Origin of the sequence: Dyadobacter fanqingshengii (assembly GCF_023822005.2) — a bacterium.
Classification (GTDB): domain Bacteria; phylum Bacteroidota; class Bacteroidia; order Cytophagales; family Spirosomataceae; genus Dyadobacter; species Dyadobacter fanqingshengii.
In genome coordinates this window covers 4,903,789-4,929,508 of sequence record NZ_CP098806.1, presented here as the reverse complement: position 1 = coordinate 4,929,508, position 25,720 = coordinate 4,903,789, and the positions used below count along the sequence as shown (strand labels likewise).

The 25,720-nt window shown below is 44.8% G+C and carries 15 protein-coding genes; 9 read left to right on the top strand and 6 right to left on the bottom strand.

Annotation, left to right across the window (positions count from 1 at the left end):
• The first annotated feature begins 25 nt into the window (after positions 1-25).
• From NFI81_RS20585 to bshC, 6 genes are all read left to right on the top strand, one after another.
• A complete protein-coding gene (locus NFI81_RS20585) occupies positions 26-1,204 on the top strand; it encodes an acetyl-CoA C-acyltransferase (protein WP_234615240.1) in 1,179 nt (392 codons plus the stop codon).
• A 103-nt stretch (positions 1,205-1,307) separates the two neighbouring features.
• Positions 1,308-2,324, top strand: coding sequence for a glycosyltransferase family 2 protein (locus NFI81_RS20580; protein WP_234615241.1), 1,017 nt, complete (start codon positions 1,308-1,310; stop codon positions 2,322-2,324).
• Positions 2,311-3,426, top strand: a complete 1,116-nt coding sequence (locus NFI81_RS20575) for a glycosyltransferase (protein ID WP_234615242.1) — start codon at positions 2,311-2,313, stop codon at positions 3,424-3,426. The genes NFI81_RS20580 and NFI81_RS20575 overlap by 14 nt, the downstream gene beginning before the upstream one ends.
• Before the next feature lies 1 nt (position 3,427).
• Positions 3,428-6,319, top strand: a complete 2,892-nt coding sequence (locus tag NFI81_RS20570; RefSeq protein WP_234615243.1) for a putative Ig domain-containing protein — start codon at positions 3,428-3,430, stop codon at positions 6,317-6,319.
• Between the two features lie 145 nt (positions 6,320-6,464).
• The gene (locus tag NFI81_RS20565) at positions 6,465-8,279 is read left to right on the top strand and encodes an acyl-CoA dehydrogenase FadE (RefSeq protein WP_234615244.1); all 1,815 of its coding nucleotides are present in this window, start codon (positions 6,465-6,467) and stop codon (positions 8,277-8,279) included.
• Between the two features lie 268 nt (positions 8,280-8,547).
• Positions 8,548-10,101 carry a bacillithiol biosynthesis cysteine-adding enzyme BshC gene (bshC, locus tag NFI81_RS20560; protein ID WP_234615245.1) on the top strand — a complete coding sequence of 518 codons (1,554 nt, stop codon included), beginning with the start codon at positions 8,548-8,550 and terminating at the stop codon, positions 10,099-10,101.
• Between the two features lie 15 nt (positions 10,102-10,116).
• On the opposite strand, the gene NFI81_RS20555 is transcribed toward bshC, so the two are convergent.
• The 3 genes from NFI81_RS20555 to NFI81_RS20545 form a co-directional block, all read right to left on the bottom strand.
• Positions 10,117-11,175: a hypothetical protein gene (locus NFI81_RS20555; protein WP_234615246.1), complete on the bottom strand. Its 1,059-nt coding sequence runs from the start codon at positions 11,173-11,175 to the stop codon at positions 10,117-10,119.
• Positions 11,135-11,743: a hypothetical protein gene (locus NFI81_RS20550; RefSeq protein WP_234615247.1), complete on the bottom strand. Its 609-nt coding sequence runs from the start codon at positions 11,741-11,743 to the stop codon at positions 11,135-11,137. Before NFI81_RS20550 ends, NFI81_RS20555 begins: the two co-directional genes overlap by 41 nt.
• 93 nt (positions 11,744-11,836) lie before the next feature.
• Positions 11,837-12,400: an RNA polymerase sigma factor gene (locus NFI81_RS20545; RefSeq protein ID WP_082216756.1), complete on the bottom strand. Its 564-nt coding sequence runs from the start codon at positions 12,398-12,400 to the stop codon at positions 11,837-11,839.
• A gap of 203 nt (positions 12,401-12,603) precedes the next feature.
• Between NFI81_RS20545 and NFI81_RS20540 the strand changes: the two genes are divergently transcribed.
• Both NFI81_RS20540 and NFI81_RS20535 read left to right on the top strand, forming a co-directional pair.
• Complete coding sequence (locus NFI81_RS20540) at positions 12,604-13,827, top strand: 4-hydroxy-3-methylbut-2-enyl diphosphate reductase (RefSeq protein WP_234615248.1); 1,224 nt, start codon at positions 12,604-12,606, stop codon at positions 13,825-13,827.
• Positions 13,828-13,978: 151 nt separating this feature from the next.
• Positions 13,979-19,438: an alpha-2-macroglobulin family protein gene (locus NFI81_RS20535; protein WP_234615249.1), complete on the top strand. Its 5,460-nt coding sequence runs from the start codon at positions 13,979-13,981 to the stop codon at positions 19,436-19,438.
• On the opposite strand, the gene NFI81_RS20530 is transcribed toward NFI81_RS20535, so the two are convergent.
• The gene (locus tag NFI81_RS20530) at positions 19,439-20,179 is read right to left on the bottom strand and encodes an MIP/aquaporin family protein (RefSeq protein ID WP_234615250.1); all 741 of its coding nucleotides are present in this window, start codon (positions 20,177-20,179) and stop codon (positions 19,439-19,441) included.
• Between the two features lie 151 nt (positions 20,180-20,330).
• Here NFI81_RS20530 and purB point away from each other — a divergent pair, with 151 nt between their 5' ends.
• A complete protein-coding gene (purB, locus tag NFI81_RS20525) occupies positions 20,331-21,686 on the top strand; it encodes an adenylosuccinate lyase (protein WP_234615251.1) in 1,356 nt (451 codons plus the stop codon).
• Between the two features lie 128 nt (positions 21,687-21,814).
• Here the strand turns inward: purB and NFI81_RS20520 are convergent, their stop codons facing one another.
• Both NFI81_RS20520 and NFI81_RS20515 read right to left on the bottom strand, forming a co-directional pair.
• Positions 21,815-24,364: an adenosylcobalamin-dependent ribonucleoside-diphosphate reductase gene (locus tag NFI81_RS20520; protein WP_234615252.1), complete on the bottom strand. Its 2,550-nt coding sequence runs from the start codon at positions 24,362-24,364 to the stop codon at positions 21,815-21,817.
• A gap of 291 nt (positions 24,365-24,655) precedes the next feature.
• On the bottom strand, positions 24,656-25,702 hold the full coding sequence (locus tag NFI81_RS20515) for a hemin-degrading factor (protein ID WP_234615253.1): 1,047 nt from the start codon (positions 25,700-25,702) through the stop codon (positions 24,656-24,658).
• Positions 25,703-25,720 lie beyond the last annotated feature (18 nt).

Below are 25,720 nucleotides of genomic sequence, written 5' to 3'. Positions count from 1 at the left end.
CTTCAAATTAAAAAAATCAGACATTATGAATGCATACATAGTTGCCGGTTACCGCAGTGCAGTCGGAAAAGCTTCCCGGGGAGGTTTTCGTTTTACCCGCCCGGATGACCTTGGAGCAACTGTTATTAAATATCTGCTTGAAAAAATTCCTGCCCTGGATCCAACACGCGTTGACGACGTAATAGTGGGCAATGCGGTTCCGGAGGCGGAACAAGGCATGCAAATGGGCCGCTATGTAGCGTTGCTTGCTTTGCCAAAAAACGTTTCCGGCATCACGATCAACCGTTATTGCGGCAGCGGTGTGGAAGCGATCGCGATGGCTTCGGCGAAAATACATGCGGGAATGGCCGATTGCATCATTGCAGGCGGGACAGAATCCATGTCGCTCGTTCCGACAATGGGCTGGAAAACAGCATTGAATTACGACATTGCGCACACAAACCCGGACTATTATCTAAGCATGGGCCTTACAGCCGAACAGGTTGCCAAAGACTTCAATATCAGCCGTGAAAAGCAGGATGAATTTGCTTTCAGCTCACATCAGAAAGCATTAAGGGCACAAAAAGAGGGATGGTTTAAAGATGGAATCGTGCCCGTAACCGTGAAGGAAACTTATTTTGATGCCGCTTCCGGGAAAAAGAAAACGAAGGAAACAGTCGTTAGCCAGGACGAAGGTCCGCGGGCTGACACGACATTGGAGGCACTTAATAAATTAAAACCCGTTTTTGCGGCCGGAGGAAGCGTAACCGCAGGAAATTCGTCGCAAACTTCCGATGGAGCTGCATTTGTAATGGTCATGTCGGAAAAAATGGTGGAGGAACTGAATTTGAAACCCATCGCGAAAATGCTTTCCTATGCCACCGCAGGCGTTGATCCGCGCATTATGGGCATCGGGCCTGTGGCTGCTATCCCCATCGCATTGAAACAAGCGGGTTTGAAATTAAATGATATAGAACAAATAGAACTGAATGAAGCTTTCGCGGCGCAGTCGTTGGCGGTAATGCAGGAGCTGGACATTAACCCTGAAATTGTAAACCCAAATGGCGGCGCGATTGCTTTGGGACACGCATTAGGGTCCACAGGGGCGCGGCTTTCGGTTCAGTTATTTAATGAAATGGAGAGGAGAAATCAAAAATATGGCATGGTAACAGCGTGTGTTGGCGGCGGGCAGGGAGTTGCAGGGATTTTTGAAAGACTCAATTAAAGCCGATCAGTAACTGAGAAACTAATTTTACGGTCTCCGTTGAAGAATTAACCATCTTCGGCGGAGATTCTTTATTTTTGCCTCAAAACATACACACCCCTGCATGGATGTATCCATTATCATCATCAATTACCGGACGCCTCAACTCATAATCAATTGCTTAGACTCTATTTACAGGTTTACTTCAGGCGTTTCTTTTGAGGTTGTCGTTGTTGATAATGATCCGGAAAATGGTGGCGGAGAACTAGTCAGAAAGTCCTATCCGGAAATTACATGGATCGATTCACCCTCAAACGACGGTTTTGGAATCGCCAATAACAGGGGAATGGCGGTGGCAAAAGGAAAATATTTCCTGCTACTCAATGCCGATACATTAATCACCGACAATGTCATTTACCGATGCTTCGAGCGCCTGAATGTACGGACGGACATTATTGCATGCGGTGCACTTCAATATTACGCTGACGGCACGCCCATGCCGTTTTACCAAAGTTTCAACGAATTCCGGAGAACGTTTTTCATCCTTCCGATCAGTAACGTCGTAGATAAGGTCGTAAAGAAATTTTATCCAGAGCCCCAATATGCCGATCCTGACCAGCATGACTGGCTTGTAGGCGCTTTTATTTTCCTGCGCAGGGAAGGATTTGAGAAAACAGGCGGTTTCAGTGACGATTTCTTTATGTATGGCGAAGATGTGGAATGGTCGGGACGGCTGGGAAAGCTGGGAAAGCTTTGTTATTTCAGGGACTGCATGTTCATTCACCTCGAAAACAATAATCCTTTTCGCCGCACGAATATTTCCTGGATCAACCGTTTTAGCACACAAATGCAGATTTCCAACTTCTTATGGGTGAGGAAACAATACGGATTATTTCAGTATTTGCTGCTCATTGTGCATTACATTACGATGATCCCGGTTATTTACGGCTGGAAAATGGCTTTAAACCTGAAAAAGCACGGTAACCCGTTTACAGAATTACGCACGCAACATATATATGTGCGTAAAACCAGGGTTATTTTAAAATACTTTTGGAAAACACTCCTCTTAAAAAAAGGGCTCTACAAAATAAAGCCTGAGGAAAATATTGATTTGCTAACCGCATTAGATGGACAACGTTAAAAAAAAGATACTCTTCTTTACTCCTTACGCAACCAGGACAGGATCAGAAATGATGCTGCTGTATATTGTAAAAAAAATCGACAGAAGCCGGTTTGATATTGGCATTGTAAGTTTTGCAGATGGTGAATTATTAAAGGAATTTCCAGCAGACATTCCGGTATTCATTGCTCCTAAAACTTTTAATATTGTAGAAAAGGTCTCCTTCCATTTAGGAATTCATCCCACACTAAGATATCTCAGAAAGCTCGCGAAGAATTTCAAAGCCGATTTCTGGTATGTAAATACCACCATGATGCCTGAAACGATTGTCGTGGCCAAGGAATTTTCCATTCCCGTGATCACGCATTTTCACGAAATGCCATTGACTTACACTTATTTAAGTTCACCGGATTTTAAAAGCATTATCGATTATTCGAGCCTGCTCATCGGCTGCTCCCAAACGACCTGTGAGCCGATCAAAGATGCGGGTGGAAAGAATGTTGCGCTTCTTTATTCCTTCATTGATCATACGCTTGTAAAAAAAGACGAAAAGCGGACGGCCGAGTTGAAACGCGCGCTAGGCATTCCTGCGGATGATTTTGTGTGGATTTTATCAGGAATGACTTCCGAAAGAAAAGGTTTTGACATGTTACCCGATCTTGCACAAGAACTTAACGATCCGCGCGTTCATCTGATATGGGTTGGGGCGAGCATTGACGACGGCATGGTCTATTACACAGAACAGCGTTGCAAAAATTCCAAATCCGCAACCAAAATTCACCTGGTAGGGAAGCAAAAAGAAGATTATTATAATTACCTTAACATGGGAAACGGGTTTTTACTAACATCCCGCCAGGACCCATTTCCTTTGGTGATGATTGAAGCTGCGTTGCTTGGTAAGCCTATTGTTTCATTTCCTTCAGGCGGTGTTTCTGAGTTTATAAAAGAAGGAATGGGCATTGTAACCCAGGATATTAGTATAAAACAAATGGTAACAGGGATCCGCTCGATCATGCGTGGTGAAACGGTTACCAGCAGCGAGAAAAGCATTGAAGTGGCGAGCCGGTTCAATGTAGACAACGGATATAATGACTGGATCAAATTAATAGATAAAAATTATTAGCATGCATAATTCTACGTACGGGTCTAAACTGCTCACGAAGATTTTCTTTGTGGTTTTGGCTTGGACTATCTCTTTTCAAACGCTTCTTGCTCAGACTAATCCGACTCCAAATGAAGCGGACAATCAGCGTTACCTTGCATTAATGTTGCTTAATGTTCTGGATAAGGATGAACAGGGGCCCGAGCTCGATCTGATCAGATCGGCACATGCATACGGAATGAATGCTGTTTACCTTACTATTCCCTGGGACAAAATTTATTACAACTCACCGACAGACAAACCGCTTTGGGACAAATTTGATCAGCAGGTCAAAACTGCCACAGACCTGGGCATGAAAGTGGCGCTGCGCATTCACCTGGGCAGGCATAGTACGAGAATTAAAGGCTTTTGGGAGCCGTCCGACAGCCAAATGAGCTCAACCGGCAAACCTGTTCTCAGCGGCTATCAGGATACATCATTTGGCTTTGATAATCAGCCTGTTGTAGCCAAGGCACAAGCATTTGTAAAGGAGACAGTTACCCGTTACAAAAGTCTTCAAACGAACAAGCAACTTCTTTTTGTCTCCATCACCACAACCGGCACGCAGGAAGGGGAATATCCGGCCGGACTGATCGAAAATGGCAAGGAAGGGCCTGCGGTGTACGATTATTCCAGATCCATGATTACTGGTTTTCGCGAATTTTTGAAAACACATTATAAAAAACTGCAACGCCTCAATTATCTCTGGGGCGTGGAGCATAAGACTTTTGAAGACGTGCTTCCACCCGCAACACCTTGGGAGCCAGGCGAAACGTTCCGTCAGCGCGCGGGTAAGGATTGGTACATTTATCGTCACCTTGTGCTGAAACGCTTTACGGAACAAATGATCTCGACGGTTAAATCTGTCGATCCGAATGTAAAGTTTGTGTCGGATTATGGTTCTGTCTTTGACAAACCTTCGAATGTGCGCGGAACATTGGGTTTCAGAAGTCTGAACGAAAAAGCGGACGGCATCAAAATCAATGATGACCTCGCAAGCCACGATCACAGATGGTCTGTTGACATTATTAAAAGTGCTGCTCCGGCCAATTTCATCGCTGCAAATGAACTGTTTATCAACACTGCATTTGATAACAATGCCCATTTAAAGCAGATCAACGAAAATTTCGAGCACGGCGCGAATGTCGTTGCGGTTGTTGCTTCGCAACAAGGCACGATGAACAGGGCCGAGCCATTTCTGCGGCAAGCAGCCCAAACCTGGGTTACCCAGGCTATGAAGCCAATAGTTTACAGGGATTCTGTGAGTTACAGGCTTTCGGCAGCGGTGGAAAAAGGTGGGCCGATCAATGTTATTTTTGATGAGTGGAAAAAACGGGCCTATGCCGATCCTGCCAATCCAAAACCGGTTTATATCAGCATGAATGAGGACATTCTTGCACCCGAGTATTGGAATGATGCCTCCAACTATCCACCTTATGTGTTCCGTCCGGTGCCGATGCAGATCATCGCGGTCAATAAAGATTTTACTTTTAAGCTCCCGAGCGATACCTTTTCTGATGTCGACGGGACTATTGTCAGAATGGAAGTCGGCGCTTTACCGGGCTGGCTGAGTTATGAAAACGGCCAGCTTAGGGGCAGGCCGGGAACATTAGGTGATTACAGGATCCAGGTGAAAGGGGTTGATGATGAAGGTGGCACAACAGAAGCTTTTCTGACAATTCGTGTGGATACGCGCGAGAATGCCAACAAACCGCCAACGGTCGATGCCAACTTCTCGAACCAGACCATTGCGCTCAACAAGCCATTTTCTTTGCCTATTGCCGACGGTGCTTTTGAGGATGCCGATGGCGAAGTCACTAAAATTGAAGCAACCGAGCTGCCGAGCTGGCTCAAATTCACAAATGGTGTCCTGGCCGGTACGCCCACGAAATTGGGAGAATACAGGATCAGCTTCAAGGCGTATGACGATCTGAATGCATTTGTAGAAACCTATTTCACGATCAAGGTCGTCGAGCCACAATTCCTGAATGCACCTCCGTATGCCAGCAGCTCATTACCAGTGAAATACGCGCAGCTGAACATGCCATTTAATTACATTTTACCAACTGAAATATTTGGTGATCCGGATGGTTATATTTCTTCGATTTCATTACAAAACCGGCCTTCCTGGTTAAACTTCCAGCTGAATGTATTTTCCGGCACGCCTACGGAAGAAGGTGAATACAGGCTCATTATCAGGGCTTATGATAATGCTGGAGCTTATGTTGAGGTGCCATTTATTTTGAAAGTAGAAATTCCCCAGGTGCGTTTCGAGCTTGTGCAAGGCGGTAACAAAGTGGATCAGCGCGTGATCAGGAAGCTCGCCGGCGACGACGTTATTCCTCACAGCGAACTGCCCCAAATGCTGAACATTTATGCCTACGGAAATTTTGAATATGACAAAGTTGACTTCGATCTGACCGGTCCTTACAACAAGAAATCCCAAACCAAAACTTTCCCATTCGCGCTTTACGAAAACGCCAGCGGATTCGCGCCTTACATTGGTCGTTATACATTGACAGTTACCGCCACAAAAGAGGATTCTGTAATCGTCACCAACTCGATCCAGTTCAGCATTTCGTATGGCGACTCCATTAACATTACCAAGGATCTGGAAGACTGGCGCTTTTTCCCGAATCCGGTGGAAAGTGTTTTCAATGTGAAGCTCCCGGCAGACCTCACCGCCAATGACATTTCCTATGAGCTGATTACGGTTTCGGGCAAGAAAATTGATTTTCCAAAAGAATTCGTCACCGTTTCCGACGATCTGGCCAACATTGATTTGTCCAAGTTATACATCTCTTCGGGCATATACTTCGTCCGGCTGCACAGCAACGGCACGCTTTTGAAACAATTTAAGATCTTCAAAAAATAATTTTCAGTCCGGGAAAACTCCACATTCGATTTTTGCGAAAGGTATGCTTGCATAATAATCCGAATGATTTATATTTGCAATACACAAAGTAGTATGCAAGCATACCTTTAATTCAAATCTTGATCATCAATAAAAATTAACGAATATGGCCGTTGCAGAAGCGAACAAGACGTCTATTAAGGGAGGAGAATTTTTGATTAAAGAAACCTCGTCTTCACAAATTTTTATTCCTGAGGAGTTTACAGAAGAACAGCGTATGATTGCAGACACTTGCCGGGAATTTCTCGGCAAGGAAATCTGGCCGATCCTGGATGAAATTGATCATGCCAAAAGCCCTGATCTGATTTCAGGGTTGATGGATAAGGCCGGTGAATTGGGTTTGCTGGGAACGGCAGTTCCAGAGGAATACGGCGGTTTTGGGATGAATTTTAACACGTCCATGCTGGTTGCAGAAGCCACCGGCGCAGGAAATTCCTTCTCCGTTGCACTTTCCGCTCACACGGGAATTGGCACCTTACCTATCCTTTATTACGGCAACGACGAACAGAAAAGCAAATATCTTCCAAAGCTTGCAACGGGCGAATGGAAAGCAGCATATTGTTTGACTGAGCCAGATTCCGGCTCGGATGCCAACTCTGGCAAAACCAAAGCGATCCTCACTCCCGACGGCCAACATTATGCCATTACGGGCCAGAAAATGTGGATTACAAACGGCGGTTTCGCTGATGTTTTTATTGTTTTTGCCAAAATCGAGGAAAACGGGCAGGGCGATAAAAACCTGAGCGCTTTCATCATTGAAAAATCGTTCGGCGGGATTACGATGAATGCGCCCGAGCATAAAATGGGCATTAAGGGCTCGGATACGCGGCAGATTTTCTTTAATGATTGCCTGGTTCCGGTTGAAAACATGCTTTCTGAACGCGGAAACGGATTCAAGATTGCGGTCAACATTCTGAACATTGGCCGGATCAAACTCGCTGCGGCGGCATTGGGCGGCGCTAAAAAAGTGACGCAACAAGCCATTGCGTATGCCAATGAAAGAAAACAGTTCGGAACATCAATAGCGCAATTTGGCGCGATCAAGCATAAGCTGGCCGAAATGGCCACGCAAATGTTCGCAACAGAATCGGCGGCTTACCGGGTTGGACAAAATATCGATGACCTGATTTCGACTTTCCAGGAAAAAGGGATGTCGGACGCCGAATCAAAATTAAAAGCGCTCGAAGAATTGGCCATTGAATGTGCCATTATGAAAGTGCACGGCTCGGAAGTGCTTGATTATGTAGTGGATGAAGGAGTACAAATTTATGGTGGAATGGGCTTTTCGGCCGATGCGCCCATGGACCGTGCTTACCGTGACAGCCGCATCAACCGGATCTTTGAAGGAACCAACGAGATCAACAGACTGCTTGTCGTGGATATGCTTTTAAAGCGCGCCATGAAAGGCCAGATCGATTTGATGGGACCAGCGATGGCGGTTGGAAAAGAAATCATGTCCATTCCGGATTTTAGTGTGAGTGAAGACGAAACGCTTTTTGCTCCTGAGAAAAAAGTCATTCAAAATCTAAAAAAGGCGGCATTAATGGTTGCGGGAGCGGCAGTTCAGAAGTTTATGATGAAGCTTTCCGAAGAACAGGAAATTATCATGAACCTGGCTGATATGGTTATCGAAATTTACGCAGCCGAATCCATTCTGCTGCGTGTTGAAAAACGGATTGACCTGTTGGGTGCTGAGGCAAACAAATTGCATGAGGATATGGCCATCATTTATCTGCATCGGGCGGTTGAGAAAGTGAATAATGCCGGGAGGGCCGCTATAACGAGTTTTGCTGAAAGTGACGAGTTGCGTGTAATGCTCATGGGATTGAAACGATTCACGAAAATTGAACCGGTTAACCTCAAAGATGCCCGCCGCAGGCTTGCTGACGAATTGATTGCCAAAAACGATTATATTTTTTAAATAAAAGATATCTCAGGCGGATAGTTCAGACAAAAAGTCCCGTTCTTGAAGCCTGCGCAACTGAAAACCAAATGAATTAATGAAAGCCGTATCTGTATCAGGTCCGGCTTTTTTGTTGTGATGAAAGGTTTTTTATTCTACCCCAAAATGCGCAATTTTGGGAAACCAAAATCCTCTGTTTTCACGTTAGGATATCAGTTTGTTTGAATAAAATATCGCTAAATTATTTACGTTGGATTCTCTACTAGTTACTGAAAAACCACCTTTCATGACCCTGCATTCCCTGGATCTTCGTACAACGGGCCAATTTCCTGCATTACTCCTTGATTATCTCGATCAAAAACCTGCATTGGAGCCGTTTTACAGTATTTATCCTACATTGGAAAACGCAAGGGAGGCGATCATTAACAAGCAGAATTTTGATATTGAAAAGCGTAAAACGCTCGTTAGTGTTTTAGAAAAACAATACACCGGACTTCCTTATCTTCCCGATTTCTCAATTCTTTTAAAGGAAAATACATTCACGGTTACAACGGGTCACCAGCTGAACATTTTCACAGGGCCACTTTACATTATTTATAAAATTGTAACCACGGTGAAGCTCGCAAGAGCGCTGAAAGAGGCTTATCCTGAATATAATTTTGTGCCGATTTACTGGATGGCTTCGGAAGATCATGACTTTGAGGAGATTGCCACTTTTCATCTGTTTGGACAAACCCATAAATGGACGGGCGAACACAAAGGCGCTGTAGGGAGATTGAACCCGAAGGAACTGGAGAGCATTATCAAGCAAATGCCTGACAAACCATTCCTGTTTGCAAAGGCTTACCTGGAAAATTCAACATTAGCAGATGCCGTGCGATGTTATATGCACGAGTTATTCGGAAAACAGGGCTTGATTACGCTTGATGCAGATAATGCAGATTTAAAACGCCATTTCCTCCCGGTTATTCAAGAAGAGCTGACCCAATCCATTTCGGAAAAACTGGTCACTGAAACCACCGGCAAACTCAACGCACTGGGTTATCACACGCCGCTTCACGCAAGAGAAATCAACCTTTTTTACCTGGCCGACGGACTTCGCGAGCGCATTATCCGCGACGGTGATGGCTTCCAGGTCTTAAATACAGACATTACATTTACGGAATCTGAAATCCTTGATCTGGCCTCAAAAAGCCCTGAATTTTTCAGCCCGAATGTCGTTCTGAGACCCTTATACGAAGAAGTGATTTTGCCCAATCTTGCGTATATAGGTGGACCGTCAGAAGTGCCTTACTGGATGCAGCTGAAAGGCGTTTTCGAGCATTTCAATGTTCCTTTCCCCATGGTGATGCCACGTAATTTTGCATTGTATCTCAATAATTTACAGGGTAAAAAGGTGCAGAAATTGAAGATCGATTACAAAGATCTTTTTCTGGATGAAATAGCATTAAAGAAAACTTTCGTTGAGCGAAATACGGAGCATATATTAAGTCTGGAAGAGCAGAAAGAAGCTTTCAATAATATTTTTGAGGCGATTTTAGACAAAGCCACTGCCGTGGATCAAACCATGTATGGTGCCGTAAAAGCAGAGCAAACGCGCTTGCTGAATTCCCTAAAACATCTGGAAAAACGCATTATTAAAGCCGAAGAGCGTAATCATGAGTCTGAGATTGTGCAATTGATAAGCCTTAAAAACAAGCTGTTCCCGAACGGAATCGCCCAGGAACGCTATGATAATCTGTTGAATTTCTATATTAATGATCCGGAATTTATCGAAAAGCTATTTGATATTTTCGATCCGCTGGATTTCAGATACAATGTAATTATTGAAGATAAATAGCTAGTCAAGAGGCTGTTAATCCTTCAATTTGACATCTCCAAATCTAGAAACGACGGTTATCCTGGTTCCTGATCCCGTGCCCACTTTTCCCTGATATTGCTTTTGTTTATAAGCTTTATCATCCTTCGCAGGCTGCATAGAAAAATTGACATTTGAAGAGGGATAACTGAAATTTCCGTAAGTGACTGTCACATTGAACTGGTTAGCATCCGCCGGCAAGATAATTGAAGAGTAAGATGCCTGAATATCAATGTTTTCCGCAGAATTGGTCAATTGATCAATCTTAAAATTGCCCGAGTAATTCAGCTTTATTTTCCCCGATCCGCGCATGGTTCCGATTTTCGCGCCAGAATAGTCAATGTCCGCATCGAGGTTAGTGACATCACCAATGTTCAGCTCACCAAATTTATTCGTTATAAAAACCTTTTTAGCCATATCCAATTTCAGATTTGAATACTGGCATTCCAGTTTCCCGCCATCCATTTTACCAATTTTTGCACTTCCATAACGCACGTCGATGATATTTTCGGCATTATCCAAAAGGTTTGCAACGAAGTTTCCGTAACGTGAGTCGACAGTCAGCGGCGCGTGAAATGAAGGAATGTCCGTGTCGCCGAATTTGTTACGCACGATCAGCGCGTTTTCTTTTGGCATATAAACCGTGTAATCGATCTGAATGAAGTTCTTTTCGCCTTTTTTGTTGTTCCAGCCATTGTTACCAAATTGGCTTCTGTCAATGTGCGTGGTCAGGCCAATTTGATTTTTATATCGCTTCTCTTCGATTTTCACAGCACCCAAATATTCGGATGCGCGGCCGTCCGTAGGCGCATTGGCAGTCACGATAATCTCAACCTTTATCTCATCCTTGTCCCAGAGATTAATTTTGACTTGCCCAAACTGATTATCGACCAAAAGCTGGTCTTCGTTTTTCACATCAAAAACCTTCACGATATTCCTTCGCTTTTCCACCAGCCCGTTTTGCTCCGGGTCGGGGTTTACTGCCAGCAGCATCTGCGGCAGCATGATCATCATGCTAAATAACAGGTGCGCTGTCGACTTGTTTATCGTCTTCATTTTTTACTTTGTTAATGCGTTGCAAAATTTCTAATTGTTGGTTGAGCAGGTCAACCTGCCATTGTAAGTTCTGGACCATCGCTTCCAGCAATGCTTCCTGGTTAGGAGCATTTGATAAGTTGGAACGCAGATTTTGGTAACTCACCTCCAGACTCTCCAGATCAGCAGAAAAATCCTTGTACAACTCCGGATTATTCCTGGCGAGCTTAATGATTTCTTCTCTTTTCTGGTCTATTGCAACAATGTACGTATTGAATTCACGGGCATAGGTGGGGACTTTGAGAGCCACACGCGGATCGCGGGTTATGCCGTATTCATTATTGAGGTAAACTAAAAACCCAATTCCCAGGGCCAGAAACACACCGGCCGCTATGCGCCAGTCAAAATAAGGGCTGCTTAATCGCCTAATTTTTTTTTTGGATTTCTCCGGCACTATCGGAATCTCGCTATGTAATTTGCTTTCGATCTGGTTCCATAAAGAATCCTGCGGTAAGAAAGTATCAAATCCATCCCTGTTATCTCGCACAAACCGCTCCAATCGATCTTTTTTATCAGAAGAATTTTTCATAAAATCATTAACTTGTCATGTGTAAATAATGTTCTCAAATCCTTAATCATTTAGATGAAAATGAACCAACTAAGTTTAACCAACTTGCTATAACTATTTCGAAAGCATCTCCGTAAGCTTTCTTTTAGCCCTCATATATTGGGTCCTGGACGTGGTTTCGCTGATCCCCAACACCTCTCCTATTTCCTCGTGATCGTATCCTTCAAATAAATAAAGGCTCAGAACCACTCTGTAACCATCCGGCAGTTTCTGAACCGTGTTGCGCACCCGCTCCACTTCCAGATTGGTCTCATGCTCATCCATCCCGAAATAATTATCATTCCGGTCGCTGTCTTCCATCGTTTCCTGCCATTCCTCAATCTCCACCCACTTCACTTTCCGGCTCCGCATGTGGTTAATCGCCTTGTTTACGACGATTTGCTTTAACCACGCACCAAACGTCGACTGCTGCCTGAATTGGTGCAGGTTGGTAAAAGCATCCACAAATGCTTCCTGCAAAGCGTCCTCTGCTTCCCCCAAATGGTTCAATATCCGCATGCAGATGTTGAACATGGCTTTCGAGTACGACTTGTAAAGCTCATATTGCGCTTTGCGCTCACCGAGTTTACAACGCTCCACCAGTTCGACGTGCCGGTCAGGGTAAAATTGTGTTTTCAAGCAGCAGGCTAATATATATTTTGAACGTTCTGTATAAAGGACAGTAGATGAGACTACATGTTGCATCAACCGCAAAAAAATTTTCCGGGAAACGTCGTCCGAACAATGTTGGGTCAACCGTTGTTCTTAAAAAAGCGCGTATATTTTTGATTTTTGGTCATAATATACCCTAATTTGTTAACTGCAATCTACCAATTTAGTCAATGAAAACGTTCAACATTCCTGATTTTTACCGGAGCAGGATAATTACGCCGATTAAAGAATTCCGTCGTAAAAATGATAAGCTGAAACGTGACTATGCGCCTACATTGCTGGATTTTGGACCCGTTCAATTCCTGATCGCACGCCATTTTGGATTTTGTTACGGTGTCGAAAATGCCATTGACATTGCCTACAAAGCCATTGCCGAAAACCCTGATAAAAGAATTTTCCTGCTTAGTGAAATGATCCATAACCCGGATGTAAACCGCGATCTGGTAGACCGGGGCGTTCGTTTTATTATGGATACCAAGGGAAATTCGCTCATTCCCTGGGAAGCCCTCACGCCTGAGGACATTGTGATCGTTCCTGCTTTTGGCACAACCGTTGAAAACCAGCGAAAACTGACTGAACTGGGCATTAATGCTTATGTTTATGATACAACCTGTCCTTTTGTAGAAAAAGTCTGGAACCGTGCGGCGCAGATCGGGGAGAAAAATTATACGATCATTGTCCACGGCAAACCCAATCACGAAGAAACACGCGCCACATTCTCGCACAGCAAGGAAAACGCGCCAACAGTTGTGGTTGAAAACATGACGCAAGCCGAACGTCTCGCGGAATATATGAAAGGCACATTGCCTACGGAGCAGTTTTTTCAGGATTTTAAAGGTCAGTATTCCAATGGCTTTAATCCAGAAAAAGATCTGCAGCGCATAGGCGTGGTGAACCAGACAACAATGCTGGCTTCTGATACACAAGGCATTGCAGATTTTTTGAAAAATGTAATGATTAAACATTACAGCCTTCGCCCAGAACAAGTTGAAGATCGCTTTGCCAACACGCGCGACACATTATGTTATGCAACCAATGACAACCAGGACGCAACTTACGCGTTGCTCACGCACGAGGCTGATCTGGTGATCGTTGCAGGAGGTTACAACAGTTCGAACACCTCCCATTTGGTCGAACTTTGCGAACAAAAATTCCCGACTTATTTCATTGAATCAGTAAACAAAATCCTGGACAAACAGCTCATCCGGCACTTTAACATGCATACTAAGGAAGAGCAAGTCACTGAACATTATCTTCCGCAACATACACCGGCACGCGTTATGCTCACATGCGGAGCCTCCTGCCCCGACGCGGTTGTAGAAGGCATTTTGACTCGCTTGCTCTCTTTTTACGAGGGCGCAAAAGACATTAATGAGGTCATGGAACAGTTCTGAATGTGAACCGAAAAAACATTTAACCTACCGTTTGCTCAATTAAGTGGGCTTGCGGATTTTACTAAAATTATATTCGTAGGATGGCTCAGAACGGCCGTCCTTTTTTCGTTTCTTACGTGTGTTCTCACTTACGTTTACTCCCTTCGTGATTATGAAAAAGACTTCTGCTTTTGCATTCTTTTTGTTCCTTTTCATTCCAATATTATTCAACAGCTGCTCTTCTCTTAATGAAATCCGCGTTGCCGGAACCAATTTTACAGACGAAATCAGTCAGTCGCAAAACCTCGTTTTTACATTCAATAAGGACATCGTTCCGGAAAGCGAGCTGAATGATTGGGACTCTACGCAATACGTTCAATTTGAGCCCGCAGTGCGCGGTAAATTCAAATGGTCGGCACCCAATGAGCTTGTTTTCTCACCCGTGGCCGGCTTCGGGGCCGCTACCAGATACACCGCCAAATTGACCGAACAGCTGATTGAAAAAGCTGATAAAGACGGCAAATTATCCGTTTCAAAAGACCCGCTCGACTTCCATACGCCTTATCTTCAATTGGTTGAAACGGAAAGCTGGTGGACACTCTCCCAGGAAAGTGGCAAGCAGGAAGCACGATTGAGATTAATTTTTAATTACCCGGTAAACCACCAGAATGTTGCTGAAAAGCTGAAAGTAACGCTTGATAATAAATCACTGGATTACAAGATATTACAAACAACAAACGAGCATTCGGTCACGCTCGCTATAAGCAATTTCGGAAAGGCCGACAATAACCCGATCCCCGTAAACATTGCCATTGAAAAGGGCCTGAAAGTTCAAAACACCGCTTATATAAGCCAAGAAGCAATCACCAAAAGTGCCAGTTTACCATCACCGCTTCACCTGGAAATCGTTGATATTAAAACAGGTTTTGAAAATAATGCGGGATTTGCACGCATTGTCACAACCCAGGAACTGAACAAAGAAAGCATCACCGACGGGTTTAAACTCAGTCCAGAGATAACAGTTCAAACCGAGCCAACCGAAAATGGCTTCATCATCCGTGGAGAATTCAATGAAACAGAAACCTACAATTTACTCATTAACAAAACATTAAAGGGTGTTTTGGGCGCATTCCTGGAGGACGAAACTTCTAAGGACCTTTTTTTTGGAAAAATGCCTGCGTCGATTGCTTTTGCCAATAAAAAGGCACTTTACATGACGCCGAAAGGCTCAAAAAACCTGGGCGTTCAGATCGTAAACATTCCGAAAGTTCAGGTTAAAATTTCAAAATTATATGCCAATAACATCCTGAGCTACGTCCGCAACAACCGCTGGAACGAATACGGCTATTCCGGCGATGATTGGGTTGAAACCGGCGCTTTTAATTATAGCGACGACCGGGACAATGAGTTAAGCGACATCATTGTTGACAAAACCGTAGAAACCGAAAACCTGCCAAAAAGCAAAGGAATAGCCGCTTTGAATGTGGCATTACCCGAAGATAATCAGCGAAAGGGCGTATATCTGGTTTCTGTTAATTCAAAAGAAGAGGCCTATCTCGGCGCAACCAAACTCGTTTCCATCTCGGACATTGGGCTCATTGCGAAACAGGGCAAAGATGAAATGTGGATTTTCGCCAATTCAATCAAAACCAACGAACCGCTAGGCGATATTGAAATTACACTGATCAGCTCTAATAATCAGACTGTACACACAGCAAATACCAATGGCGAAGGCATTGCACACATTGAAAAGCTCAGCGAAAAAGCTCCGGGATTTAAAATTGCAATGCTTACGGCTACCATTAAGGAAGACTTTAACTATCTCATTTTAGAAGACACCCAAGTAGAAACTTCACGCTTTGAAGTGGAAGGCCTGCGGGACAATGTATCTGGCTTGCAGGCATTTATTTATGGTCAGAGGGATATTTACCGCCCAGGCGAAACCATGCATTTCAATACCATTATCCGCACAAAAAAATGGGATAGCGCAAAAGAAATTCCGCTCAAACTGCGCATGGTCACACCCAATGGAAGAGAATATCGCACATGGCGCAAAAATACGAATGAGCAAGGCGCAGTTGAAATTGAAGTGCCTATCGACGCGGGCGGTCTTACCGGAACATATGTGCTGGAAGTTTATAATGGTAACGACATTCTGCTTGCCTCGCATGCCGTTAGTGTCGAAGAATTCATGCCAGACCGGATAAAAGTGGATTTAAGCGGCGCTGCGAAGGAATATTTTTCCGGAAGCAATGTATCATTAACCGCAACTGCAATCAATTTATTTGGTCCGCCGGCCAGCAACCGCACTTACGAGATGGATGCCCAATTCAAAAGGAAAGGGTTTTCCGCAGCTGCTTTCCCGGAATTTGTATTTGATATTCCAGGTGAAACTGCATTTGAAAAACAAAGCCGCCAGGGCGTTACCAACGATCAAGGACAAGCAACAGAAAGTTTCCCGATTGCTGCTGGCTTAAAAGACATTGGTGTGCTGGAAGGAAAAATATTTGTGACCGTTTTTGATGAGAATGGCCGTCCGGTTAATCGTTTGCAGCGATTTGATGTTTTTACCCAGCCAACATTCTACGGAATTCGTCTTCCCGACGCATATGTTGGAACCAATGCGCCGGTTCCGGTTGAAATTATTGGTGTGAATAGCAAAGGCGTTCTGCACAAAAGCTCCGCAAAAATCGAGGTCGTTCGGCTAGAATATCAAACCGTTGTCGAGAAGAGATACGATGTGCTGCAATACACTTCCAGAAAAAGCGAAAAGACAGTTTATTCCGCAACATTAGACCTCAAAACAGGAAAAGGAAGCATTCAATATGTACCGACGGTTTCGGGAGAATACGAAGTTCGCGTGCGCAGGCCGGGCGCAGAACATTACACGCTTGCTAGGTTTTATGCGTACGGCTATGGCTACACGCAGTATTCTTCATTCGAGGTCAGCAACGAAGGGCGCGTACTGATGGAAACTGACAAGCCTAATTATAATGTCGGAGAATCGGCCAAGGTTTTATTCAAGACGCCTTTTGACGGGAAACTTTTAGTCACAGTCGAGCGGAACAATGTGCTCGAACAGCACATTTTGAAAACAGAGAAAAAGGCTGCTGAATTAATATTGAAACTCACCGAGGAACATTTACCCAATGTCTTTATCACGGCCACATTGATCCGTCCTTTCGACACTACGGATATGCCGCTGACTGTTGCGCACGGATTTACGCCCATTCTTGTAGAAGATCCTGACCGGAAATTACCGGTTACGATCACAGCCATTGAAAAATCAAGATCCAAGACAAAGCAGCAGATCAAAATAAAAACGTCTCCTAATGCACAAGTAACATTATCCGTTGTGGATGAAGGAATTTTGCAAATCAAAAACTCCAAAACGCCGGATATTCATGGCCACTTTTATCAAAAATGTGCCCTGGAAGTTACTACCCACGATTTATACGCGCAGTTATTTCCAGAACTGACCATCAGCGGCTCATCCAGCTTTGGTGGCGACGGTTATGATCTGGAAAGAAGGATCAATCCTTTGAGCAATGGCCGGACGGAACTCGTATCGTTTTGGAGCGGCTTATTAACGGCCAATGGCAGCGGTGAAGTCACATTCGATGTTAATCTGCCGCAGTTCAGCGGCGATCTCAGAATTATGGCTGTGGCTTATAAAGACAATGCTTTCGGTTCTGCAACAAAAAACATGAAAGTGGCAGATCCTGTGGTTATCAGCGCAGGTCTCCCCAGATTTTTGAGCCCGGGTGACGAATTAACGCTTCCCATCAACATTAGTAACATAGAAAATAAGGCCGCAAATGCAACGGTTTCCGTGCAATTGAATGGTCCGCTTGCATCCGGAGCGGCTCCGCTGACTCAAAAAATGACGATCCTGCCGGGGAAAGAGGCTCGTGCCGTTTTCGCCGTGAAAGCGCTGCAAGCGATCGGACTTGCGAACATTACAGTTAAAGTTTCAGCATTCGGCGAGACTTTCACGAACCAGACCAACATTACAGTTCGTCCGGCTTCACCGCTTTTGAAATCCAGCAATTCGGGGCAGATAGCAGCTGGAAAAGAGGGGTTAATCAATCTGTCCTCAACATTTATTCCTTCGACAAGCCGAAGTCAGCTTGTTCTGAGCCGGTCGCCGTTGGTGCAAGGAGGCGGAAAAGCGCTTGCTACATTGCTCGGCTATCCTTACGGTTGCCTGGAACAGACTGTATCCAAGGCATTTCCGCAGATTTACTTTGCCGATCTTACCAAAGCAATGGCCGCGCCTGTTTACACCGTAAAAAGTGGCGCCAGCGATTTCAATCCCATGACGAATGTGCAGCAAGCGATCAGGAAAGTAGAATCGCTGCAATTATTTAATGGTGGAATGAGCATGTGGCCTGGTTCAACGCAGGAAGACTGGTGGGCAACCGCCTATGCAGCTCATTTTCTTGAAGAAGCCAGAAGAGCGGGCTTTGAAATCAATGCAAAAACACTCAGCCGGGCATTGGATTACCTGAAAACACAAACCGGAAACACGGCGAATAAAGAAGTAATCACCGCGAGCACGGCCAACGGACTGAATTACGGAAATGAACATTCATCTGGATCTCAAACTCGCAAAACAGTGGCAAGAAGAGAAGCCATTTATTCGCTTTACGTCCTCGCATTGAACAGCCAGCCAAACCGGGCTTCCATGAATTATTACAAGCAAAACCCGCATTTGCTCACATTAGATTCTAAATATTTGCTTGCGGCCGCATTTCAACTGGCAGGTGACACCAGAAGCTTCAATGTTTTATTACCGAAGAAATATGTCCCGGAAAGCGGCACGCAAGGTTTCGACAACAGCTATTCCTCTCCATTGCGGAACATGTCATTGGTTTTAAATACGCTTGTTGAATCTGATCCTGACAATGTCCAAATACCCGTTTTGGCTCGACAATTGTCTAAGACGGTTCAGTCGGCAGCCTATCTCAATACACAAGAAGCTGCATTCTCCGTTTTGGCATTGGGAAAACTGGCCAAGAAAACTGCAAGCTCGACAGTTACTGCAACTGTTTCAGCGAATGGAAAGAATCTCGCAACATTCAATGGTAAAGAACTCAAAATTTCAAAAGGAATTGATAACCAAAAGGTTGTTCTTCAAACACAAGGCTCGGGTGACTTATATTGGTTTTCGCAATCGGAGGGCATGTCGGCAACCGGGGCTTATGCGGAGGAAGATCAGGGATTGAGCATTCGCAGACAGTTCCTTACCCGCGACGGAGCCCCTGTTAAATCATTCCACCAAAATGATCTGGTTGTTGTGAAGCTGACATTAACCAGCACGAATGGTCTGCCGATAGAAAACGTGGTGGTAACCGATATGCTTCCATCCGGCTTTGAAATTGAAAACCCCAGAATTACCGAGCCACGCGATATGGCGTGGATTAAAAACGCTTCGAGCCCTGAATATCTGGACATTCGAGACGACCGCATTCATTTCTTTACCACGGCAAATAACGTGGCCAAGACATTCTATTATCAGGTTCGCATTGTTTCCAAAGGAACATTTACAGTAGGCCCGGCCGCTGCGGACGCCATGTATCAGGGTGAATATCGCAGTTATTCAGGCGCCGGGAAAATTACAGTGGAATAATCAAAAGTAGAAAAAACGCAATATCAAGCCACCGGCGATGGCTCCCAGAACGGGGCCCGCCACAGGGATCCAGCCGTAAGACCAGTCTGAACTTCCTTTATTAGGAATGGGTAAAATGGCATGCGCAATCCGCGGTCCCAGATCCCGGACCGGATTGATGGCATAACCCGTAGTGCCGCCCAACGACAAACCAATGCTCCAAACGAGCATTCCGACCAGGTAAGGAGCAAAACCAGACGGAATTCCACCTTTATCAGGATCCGAAGTGCCGGCATAACCAATGGCAACAATGCCCACGATAAGAATGACAGTGGCCAGAAATTCACTGATAAAGTTGGCACCGGAAGATCTGATTGCAGGCCCGGTTGCAAAACAAGCCAGCTTAGAACCCTGATCCTCAGTTGCTTTCCAATGCGGCAAATATTGCAGCCAAACCAGCACCGCGCCCAGAAATGCACCGATCAATTGCGCTGGAATGTAACTGGCCAGTAGGCTGTAATCCTGACGGAGAAATGCAAACGCAATGGTTACGGCAGGATTCAAATGTGCTGCCGCGCTACCGAAAGCATTCGCTGTGAAAACACCGATCATCACCGCAAATCCCCACCCTGCCGTGATCACGATCCAGCCCGCATTCTCCCCTTTGGTTTGTTTAAGAACAACATTGGCAACGACGCCGTTACCTAATAAAATGAGGACCATCGTGCCGATTAATTCTCCAAGAAAGGGTGAAGGTTGCATAAGTTACTAATAAGGTTGGATCAGCGAATATGCGAATAGTTTCATAATTTCTGACATCAATACCAAAAAGAATATTTCATGCATTTTTTACCAATTTTCGACGGCGATTTCTACTAACTTTGCCTGATAATCAATTTCTGTATTGAAAATCATGTCATTAAACCAACTTACGGCTATCTCTCCCGTTGACGGCCGTTACTACAAGCAAGTATCCGAGCTTTCTGCTTATTTCTCCGAATATGCCCTAATTTATTACAGAGTTTATGTAGAGATCGAATACTTTATTGCTCTTTGTGAAATTCCATTGCCACAATTAGCGGAGTTTGACAAAAAAAATTATGCTTCCCTGCGCAAGATTTATGAGGATTTTAGTGAGGATGACGCGCTGCATATCAAGGACATAGAGAAAGTTACCAATCACGACGTTAAGGCTGTTGAATATTTTATAAAAGAACAATTCGAAAAACTTGGGATTGAGTCCTGCCAGGAATTCATCCATTTTGGCCTGACATCGCAGGATATCAACAACACCGCGATCCCGCTTTCATTGAAAGATGCGCTCGAACGTCAGATTAAGCCCTTGTTCCGTCAGGTTCTTTTTGTATTAAAAAGAATGTCTATCGAATGGAAAAATGTGCCCATGCTGGCATTCACACACGGGCAACCGGCATCCCCTACACGCGTAGGAAAAGAATTTCTCGTTTTCGTGGAAAGGCTTGAACGTCAGCTGGAAATGTTGGATAAAATTCCAAATTCAGCCAAATTCGGTGGCGCAACCGGAAACTTCAACGCACACCACGTGGCTTACCCGAAACACGACTGGATGGCTTTTGCCAACCATTTTGTGGAAGGTTTGGGCCTGAAAAGAAGCCGTCACACCACGCAAATCGAACACTACGATAACCTGGCTGCGACATTTGACTGCCTGAAAAGACTGAACACCATCCTGACCGATTTGAACCGGGATATGTGGACGTACATTTCAATGGGTTATTTCAAACAGAAGATCAAAGCTGGGGAAGTGGGCTCGTCCGCGATGCCGCATAAGGTTAACCCAATCGATTTTGAAAATTCAGAAGGAAATCTGGGCTTGGCAACTGCATTATTTGAGCATTTCGCAGCCAAACTTCCCGTTTCCCGTTTACAGCGCGACCTTACGGATTCGACCGTATTAAGGAACATTGGCGTGCCGCTAGCGCATTTGGCCATTGCATTGAACTCATTGATGAAAGGTTTGGGCAAGGTTGAGCTGAACGGAGAAATCCTGAAAGCCGAACTGGAAGACAACTGGGCAGTAGTTTCGGAAGCCATTCAAACCATCCTCCGCCGCGAAAGTTACCCAAAACCTTACGAGGCCTTGAAAGAGCTAACCAGAACCAATGAAAAAATAACGCACGATTCAATTTCCCGGTTTATTGAAACACTCGATGTTTCAGAGAAGATCAGGGAAGAGTTAAGGGCGCTATCGCCGTTTAATTATCTGGGCGTTGTGGAGGATACGCATTAAGGGTCAATGCTTTGTCAGCCTGAGCTAGGCTAACTCCTGTGACTTTAAGAAGAGTTAACGCCTGTCAGCCTGAGCGTACCGGTACGCTCAGGCTGACAAGACATTACTCTAAATCAAAACATTACTCATCACCCGCATTTCGAAGAACCGCAATCCTTACAGGTCAAACACCCTTCCTGATACAGCAAATTCGTAGAATTGCAATTCTGGCATTTCTGTCTTTTTGCCTCTGTTCCGTCGGGAATGTATTGTTTCAATGCGCGTGCGACGCCATTTTTCCAGGTATTAATGGATTCGTCCAGTTGCAAGCTGCTGATGAGGTCAACGACCTTCTCAATCTGCATTCCGTGGCGTAATGTACTGGAAATCAGTTTCGCGTAATTCCAGTATTCGGGATTAAATTTGTAAGAAAGCCCTTCAATGGTGGTTTTATAGCCCCTTGTATTTTTATATTGAAAATCATAACGTGAGCTGCCGTCCGCCTCCCGGTTTTTGATAATGACCCCTTCATTAACCCATCTTGGCAGCAAAATCCCATCTTCATCATCGGCCAAACCGGTGAAAATTTCGTAAGGCTGATTATCAATCAAACCTACGAATGCGATCCATTTGTCTTTTTTATTTTGAAAACGCACAACATCCGCCTCCAAAATTTGCGGCCTGGTTGTTGGAAAAGGCACATTACCCGAAACTGTTTCCTCTTTCTTCTCCGTGTTCGCAATCAACACGCCGGACCTAGAACCGTCACGATAAACTGTAACTCCTTTGCATCCAGCTTTCCAAGCCTCTAAATAACATTCACCAACCAGCTCTTCGGTCACGTCATTGGGCATGTTAATGGTCACACTGATAGAATGGTCGACCCATTTCTGGATCGCGCCTTGCATTTTTACCTTTTTCAGATAATCCACATCATTGGAAGTGGCTTTATAGTAAGGTGATTTTTTCACCAAGTCGTCGAGCTCTTTCTGCGCGTAATTTTTGCTGATATCAAAACCATTGATCTCCATCCATTCCCGGAAACGGTGGTGAAAAACAACATATTCTTCCCACGAATCGCCCACTTCATCCACAAAATCCACCCGCACGTCTTTGTCGCCCGGGTTCACTTTTCTTCTTCTTTTATAAACCGGCAGAAAAACCGGCTCAATGCCTGACGTCGTTTGCGACATTAAGCTTGTTGTTCCAGTCGGCGCGATGGTCAACATGGCAATGTTACGACGGCCGTATTCCAGCATCTCATAATAAAGCTGCGCATCTGCTTCTTTCAACCTCAGAATGAACGGGTTATTTTTTTCCCTTTCCGAATCAAATATGGAGAAAGCACCTCTTTCTTTGGCCGTATGCACCGAACCGCGATATGCTTCGAGCGCAACAGTTTTATGTATTTCAACGGCAAATTCGGTTCCTTCGTCGCTTCCGTAGCGAAGGCCCAGCGCAGCAAGCATGTCCCCTTCCGCGGTGATGCCGATTCCCGTTCTTCTGCCCTCTTTTGCTTTGGTTTGAATGTTCAGCCACAGATTGCGCTCCACTCTTTTCACTTCTTCGTCTTCCGGATCTTCATCGATTTTTTGCAGAATCGCGTCTACCTTTTCCAGTTCGAGGTCGATAATGTCGTCCATCATACGCTGGGCAGCTGCAATATGCTTTTTGAACAAATCCCAATTGAATGATGCCTTGCTTGTGAAAGGCTGATCAACATAAGAAAACAAATTGATCGCCAGCAAACGGCAAGAGTCATACGGACACAATGGAATTTCACCGCAAGGATTGGTAGAAACCGTTTCATAACCCAGATCGGCATAGCAATCAGGCACAGATTCACGAATGATCGTGTCCCAGAACAAAATGCCCGGCTCGGCCGACTGCCACGCATTATGCACAATTTTCTTCCATAATGCTGTTGCATCAATGTCCTTAATGTGCGTTGGAGTGGTGCTTTTGATCGGGTATTGCTGTTTGTAGGTTTCCCCAGACTCCACAGCCCGCATAAATTCGTCGTCAATACGCACAGAAACATTGGCGCCGGTTACTTTGCCTTGTTCCAGTTTTGCATTGATAAAATCCTCAGAGTCCGGATGCCTGATCGCCACAGAAAGCATTAATGCGCCTCTGCGACCGTCCTGAGCCACCTCACGGGTTGAATTTGAAAATCTTTCCATGAAAGGCACAATGCCCGTGGAAGTCAGCGCGGAGTTTTTTACAGGCGATCCTTTCGGACGAATGTGCGACAAGTCATGGCCCACACCGCCGCGTCTTTTCATAAGCTGCACCTGCTCCTGATCAATTTTCATAATGCCGCCGTACGAGTCGGAAGCGCCATTGTTGCCGATCACAAAACAGTTCGATAGCGACGCAATCTGATAAGGATTACCGATGCCGGTCATCGGGCTTCCCTGCGGGATAATGTATTTGAAATCTTTGATCAGATCAAACACTTCGTTTTCGCTCAGTGGATTCGGGTAGAGCTGTTCAATTCTGGCAATTTCCTTCGCAATGCGCCTGTGCATGTCGTCCGGCGTTGCTTCATAGATCGCACCGTACGAATCTTTCAGCGCATACTTGTTTACCCAAACGCGAGCCGCCAGATCATCGCCTTTAAAGTATTGAAGAGAAGCCTGATAAGCTTCGTCCGTGGTGTAAGTTTGCGCGGTTTGCGAAGATTTTGTGGTGTCCATTGAGATTATATATAAAGAACATTGAATAATAGTCGAACGATAAATTTACATCATTTAAAACTTTAATGTTCACTTTAATTTCAAATGTTTACAGAAAAAATTTTTAATAAATTGATAATGAATAATTTATATAGTTCATTCTTCAAAAAAGTTTACAAATTTTTTATTCTTGGAAAAATAAAATTGAATAGTGGATGACAAAAAAAACCGGCTCAAAGTGAAACCGGAAATTTTTTAATTACTATGGCGAAATTTTATCTTAACTCAATCTTTAAGAAGATTTTTAATTATTTACAACCGGCTAACAGACTTCTCAATCAGCGCAGGCCACTCAGGAAGCTCAGGAACGCCAGGCTTTCTTTTTCCAAAAAACTGATTAAACATTGTTCCTTCTTTATCGATCAGTTCAATGCCGGTTACCACACCATCTTCCGTCGGTTTTCTCACAACCCAGGCCTCATCAATGGCATCCTGGCGCAGGTGAAGGTTGAATTCAGGATCCATAATGTTGAGCCATGGCCCCATCACAAAAATCTTGTTGATCGGGCCGGTGTGAATCTGAATGCAGTTTGGATTGGAAACAAACACCATAATCGGCAATTGGTCCTCGGAAGCGGCTTCGAAAACCGGCTTCATGCTTTCCGGCGTTATCCTGTAAGCGTAACCTTCCGGCGCATTGCGCAATGCTTGCTTGCGGGTCAGATTGTATTTACGAAGCAGCGTGAAAAAATCATGCGTGTCTTTCAAAGCCAGCCATTCCGCTTGAAAGGCTGATTTATCAATGTCAGCAACCATCTCCGATTCAGCTGGTTTCGGCGTCTTCTCCGCAATGACAAGGTTAATGTCCTGATCTGGGGCGCTGTATTTGGCTACCACTGCATCAAATGCCTCCTTATTGCTTTTTTCAGTGAGATAAATTTTATGCGTCGCGTCTCCAAAACTGTTGAAAAACTGCAAGCTGTGGCGGTCGTTTTCAGAAACAGCGAAGCCAAATTTCCAATCGCCCAGAAAAAGCCGCAGGTCAATGTCTTCTCCCAAAACCAAGCCTACATGGTTATTAAAAGATACTTTTTCGTAAACTCCCTTCCGCTCGTGTACAACGTGATCATTGCGCGTGAGCGCCATTACGTGCCCGAGCGAGCCTACTTCCTTGATCAGCTCACGGAAATCGCCGGCCAGTAATGTTACATTTTCACCGACCCCTGTGGCCACGAGCTCTGCTTCGGTCGTATTGAGTTCCTTTGCAGCGTCCCGGATCCGGGTTTTGGGGTTGGTAACCTTAAATTCGGACCAGCGTTCTTTCAGTTCAGTTCTTTCTGGTGACAGGGTAGATTTCATTTTGATATTTTGTTATAA

Bases quoted from the DNA above. Each gene is read 5' to 3' on its own strand.
- NFI81_RS20585 (WP_234615240.1), top strand. From the start codon at position 26: ATGAATGCATACATAGTTGCCGGTTACCGCAGTGCAGTCGGAAAAGCT.
- NFI81_RS20580 (WP_234615241.1), top strand. From the start codon at position 1,308: ATGGATGTATCCATTATCATCATCAATTACCGGACGCCTCAACTCATA.
- NFI81_RS20575 (WP_234615242.1), top strand. From the start codon at position 2,311: ATGGACAACGTTAAAAAAAAGATACTCTTCTTTACTCCTTACGCAACC.
- NFI81_RS20570 (WP_234615243.1), top strand. From the start codon at position 3,428: ATGCATAATTCTACGTACGGGTCTAAACTGCTCACGAAGATTTTCTTT.
- NFI81_RS20565 (WP_234615244.1), top strand. From the start codon at position 6,465: ATGGCCGTTGCAGAAGCGAACAAGACGTCTATTAAGGGAGGAGAATTT.
- bshC (WP_234615245.1), top strand. From the start codon at position 8,548: ATGACCCTGCATTCCCTGGATCTTCGTACAACGGGCCAATTTCCTGCA.
- NFI81_RS20555 (WP_234615246.1), bottom strand. From the start codon at position 11,175: ATGAAGACGATAAACAAGTCGACAGCGCACCTGTTATTTAGCATGATG.
- NFI81_RS20550 (WP_234615247.1), bottom strand. From the start codon at position 11,743: ATGAAAAATTCTTCTGATAAAAAAGATCGATTGGAGCGGTTTGTGCGA.
- NFI81_RS20540 (WP_234615248.1), top strand. From the start codon at position 12,604: ATGAAAACGTTCAACATTCCTGATTTTTACCGGAGCAGGATAATTACG.
- NFI81_RS20535 (WP_234615249.1), top strand. From the start codon at position 13,979: ATGAAAAAGACTTCTGCTTTTGCATTCTTTTTGTTCCTTTTCATTCCA.
- NFI81_RS20530 (WP_234615250.1), bottom strand. From the start codon at position 20,179: ATGCAACCTTCACCCTTTCTTGGAGAATTAATCGGCACGATGGTCCTC.
- purB (WP_234615251.1), top strand. From the start codon at position 20,331: ATGTCATTAAACCAACTTACGGCTATCTCTCCCGTTGACGGCCGTTAC.
- NFI81_RS20520 (WP_234615252.1), bottom strand. From the start codon at position 24,364: ATGGACACCACAAAATCTTCGCAAACCGCGCAAACTTACACCACGGAC.
- NFI81_RS20515 (WP_234615253.1), bottom strand. From the start codon at position 25,702: ATGAAATCTACCCTGTCACCAGAAAGAACTGAACTGAAAGAACGCTGG.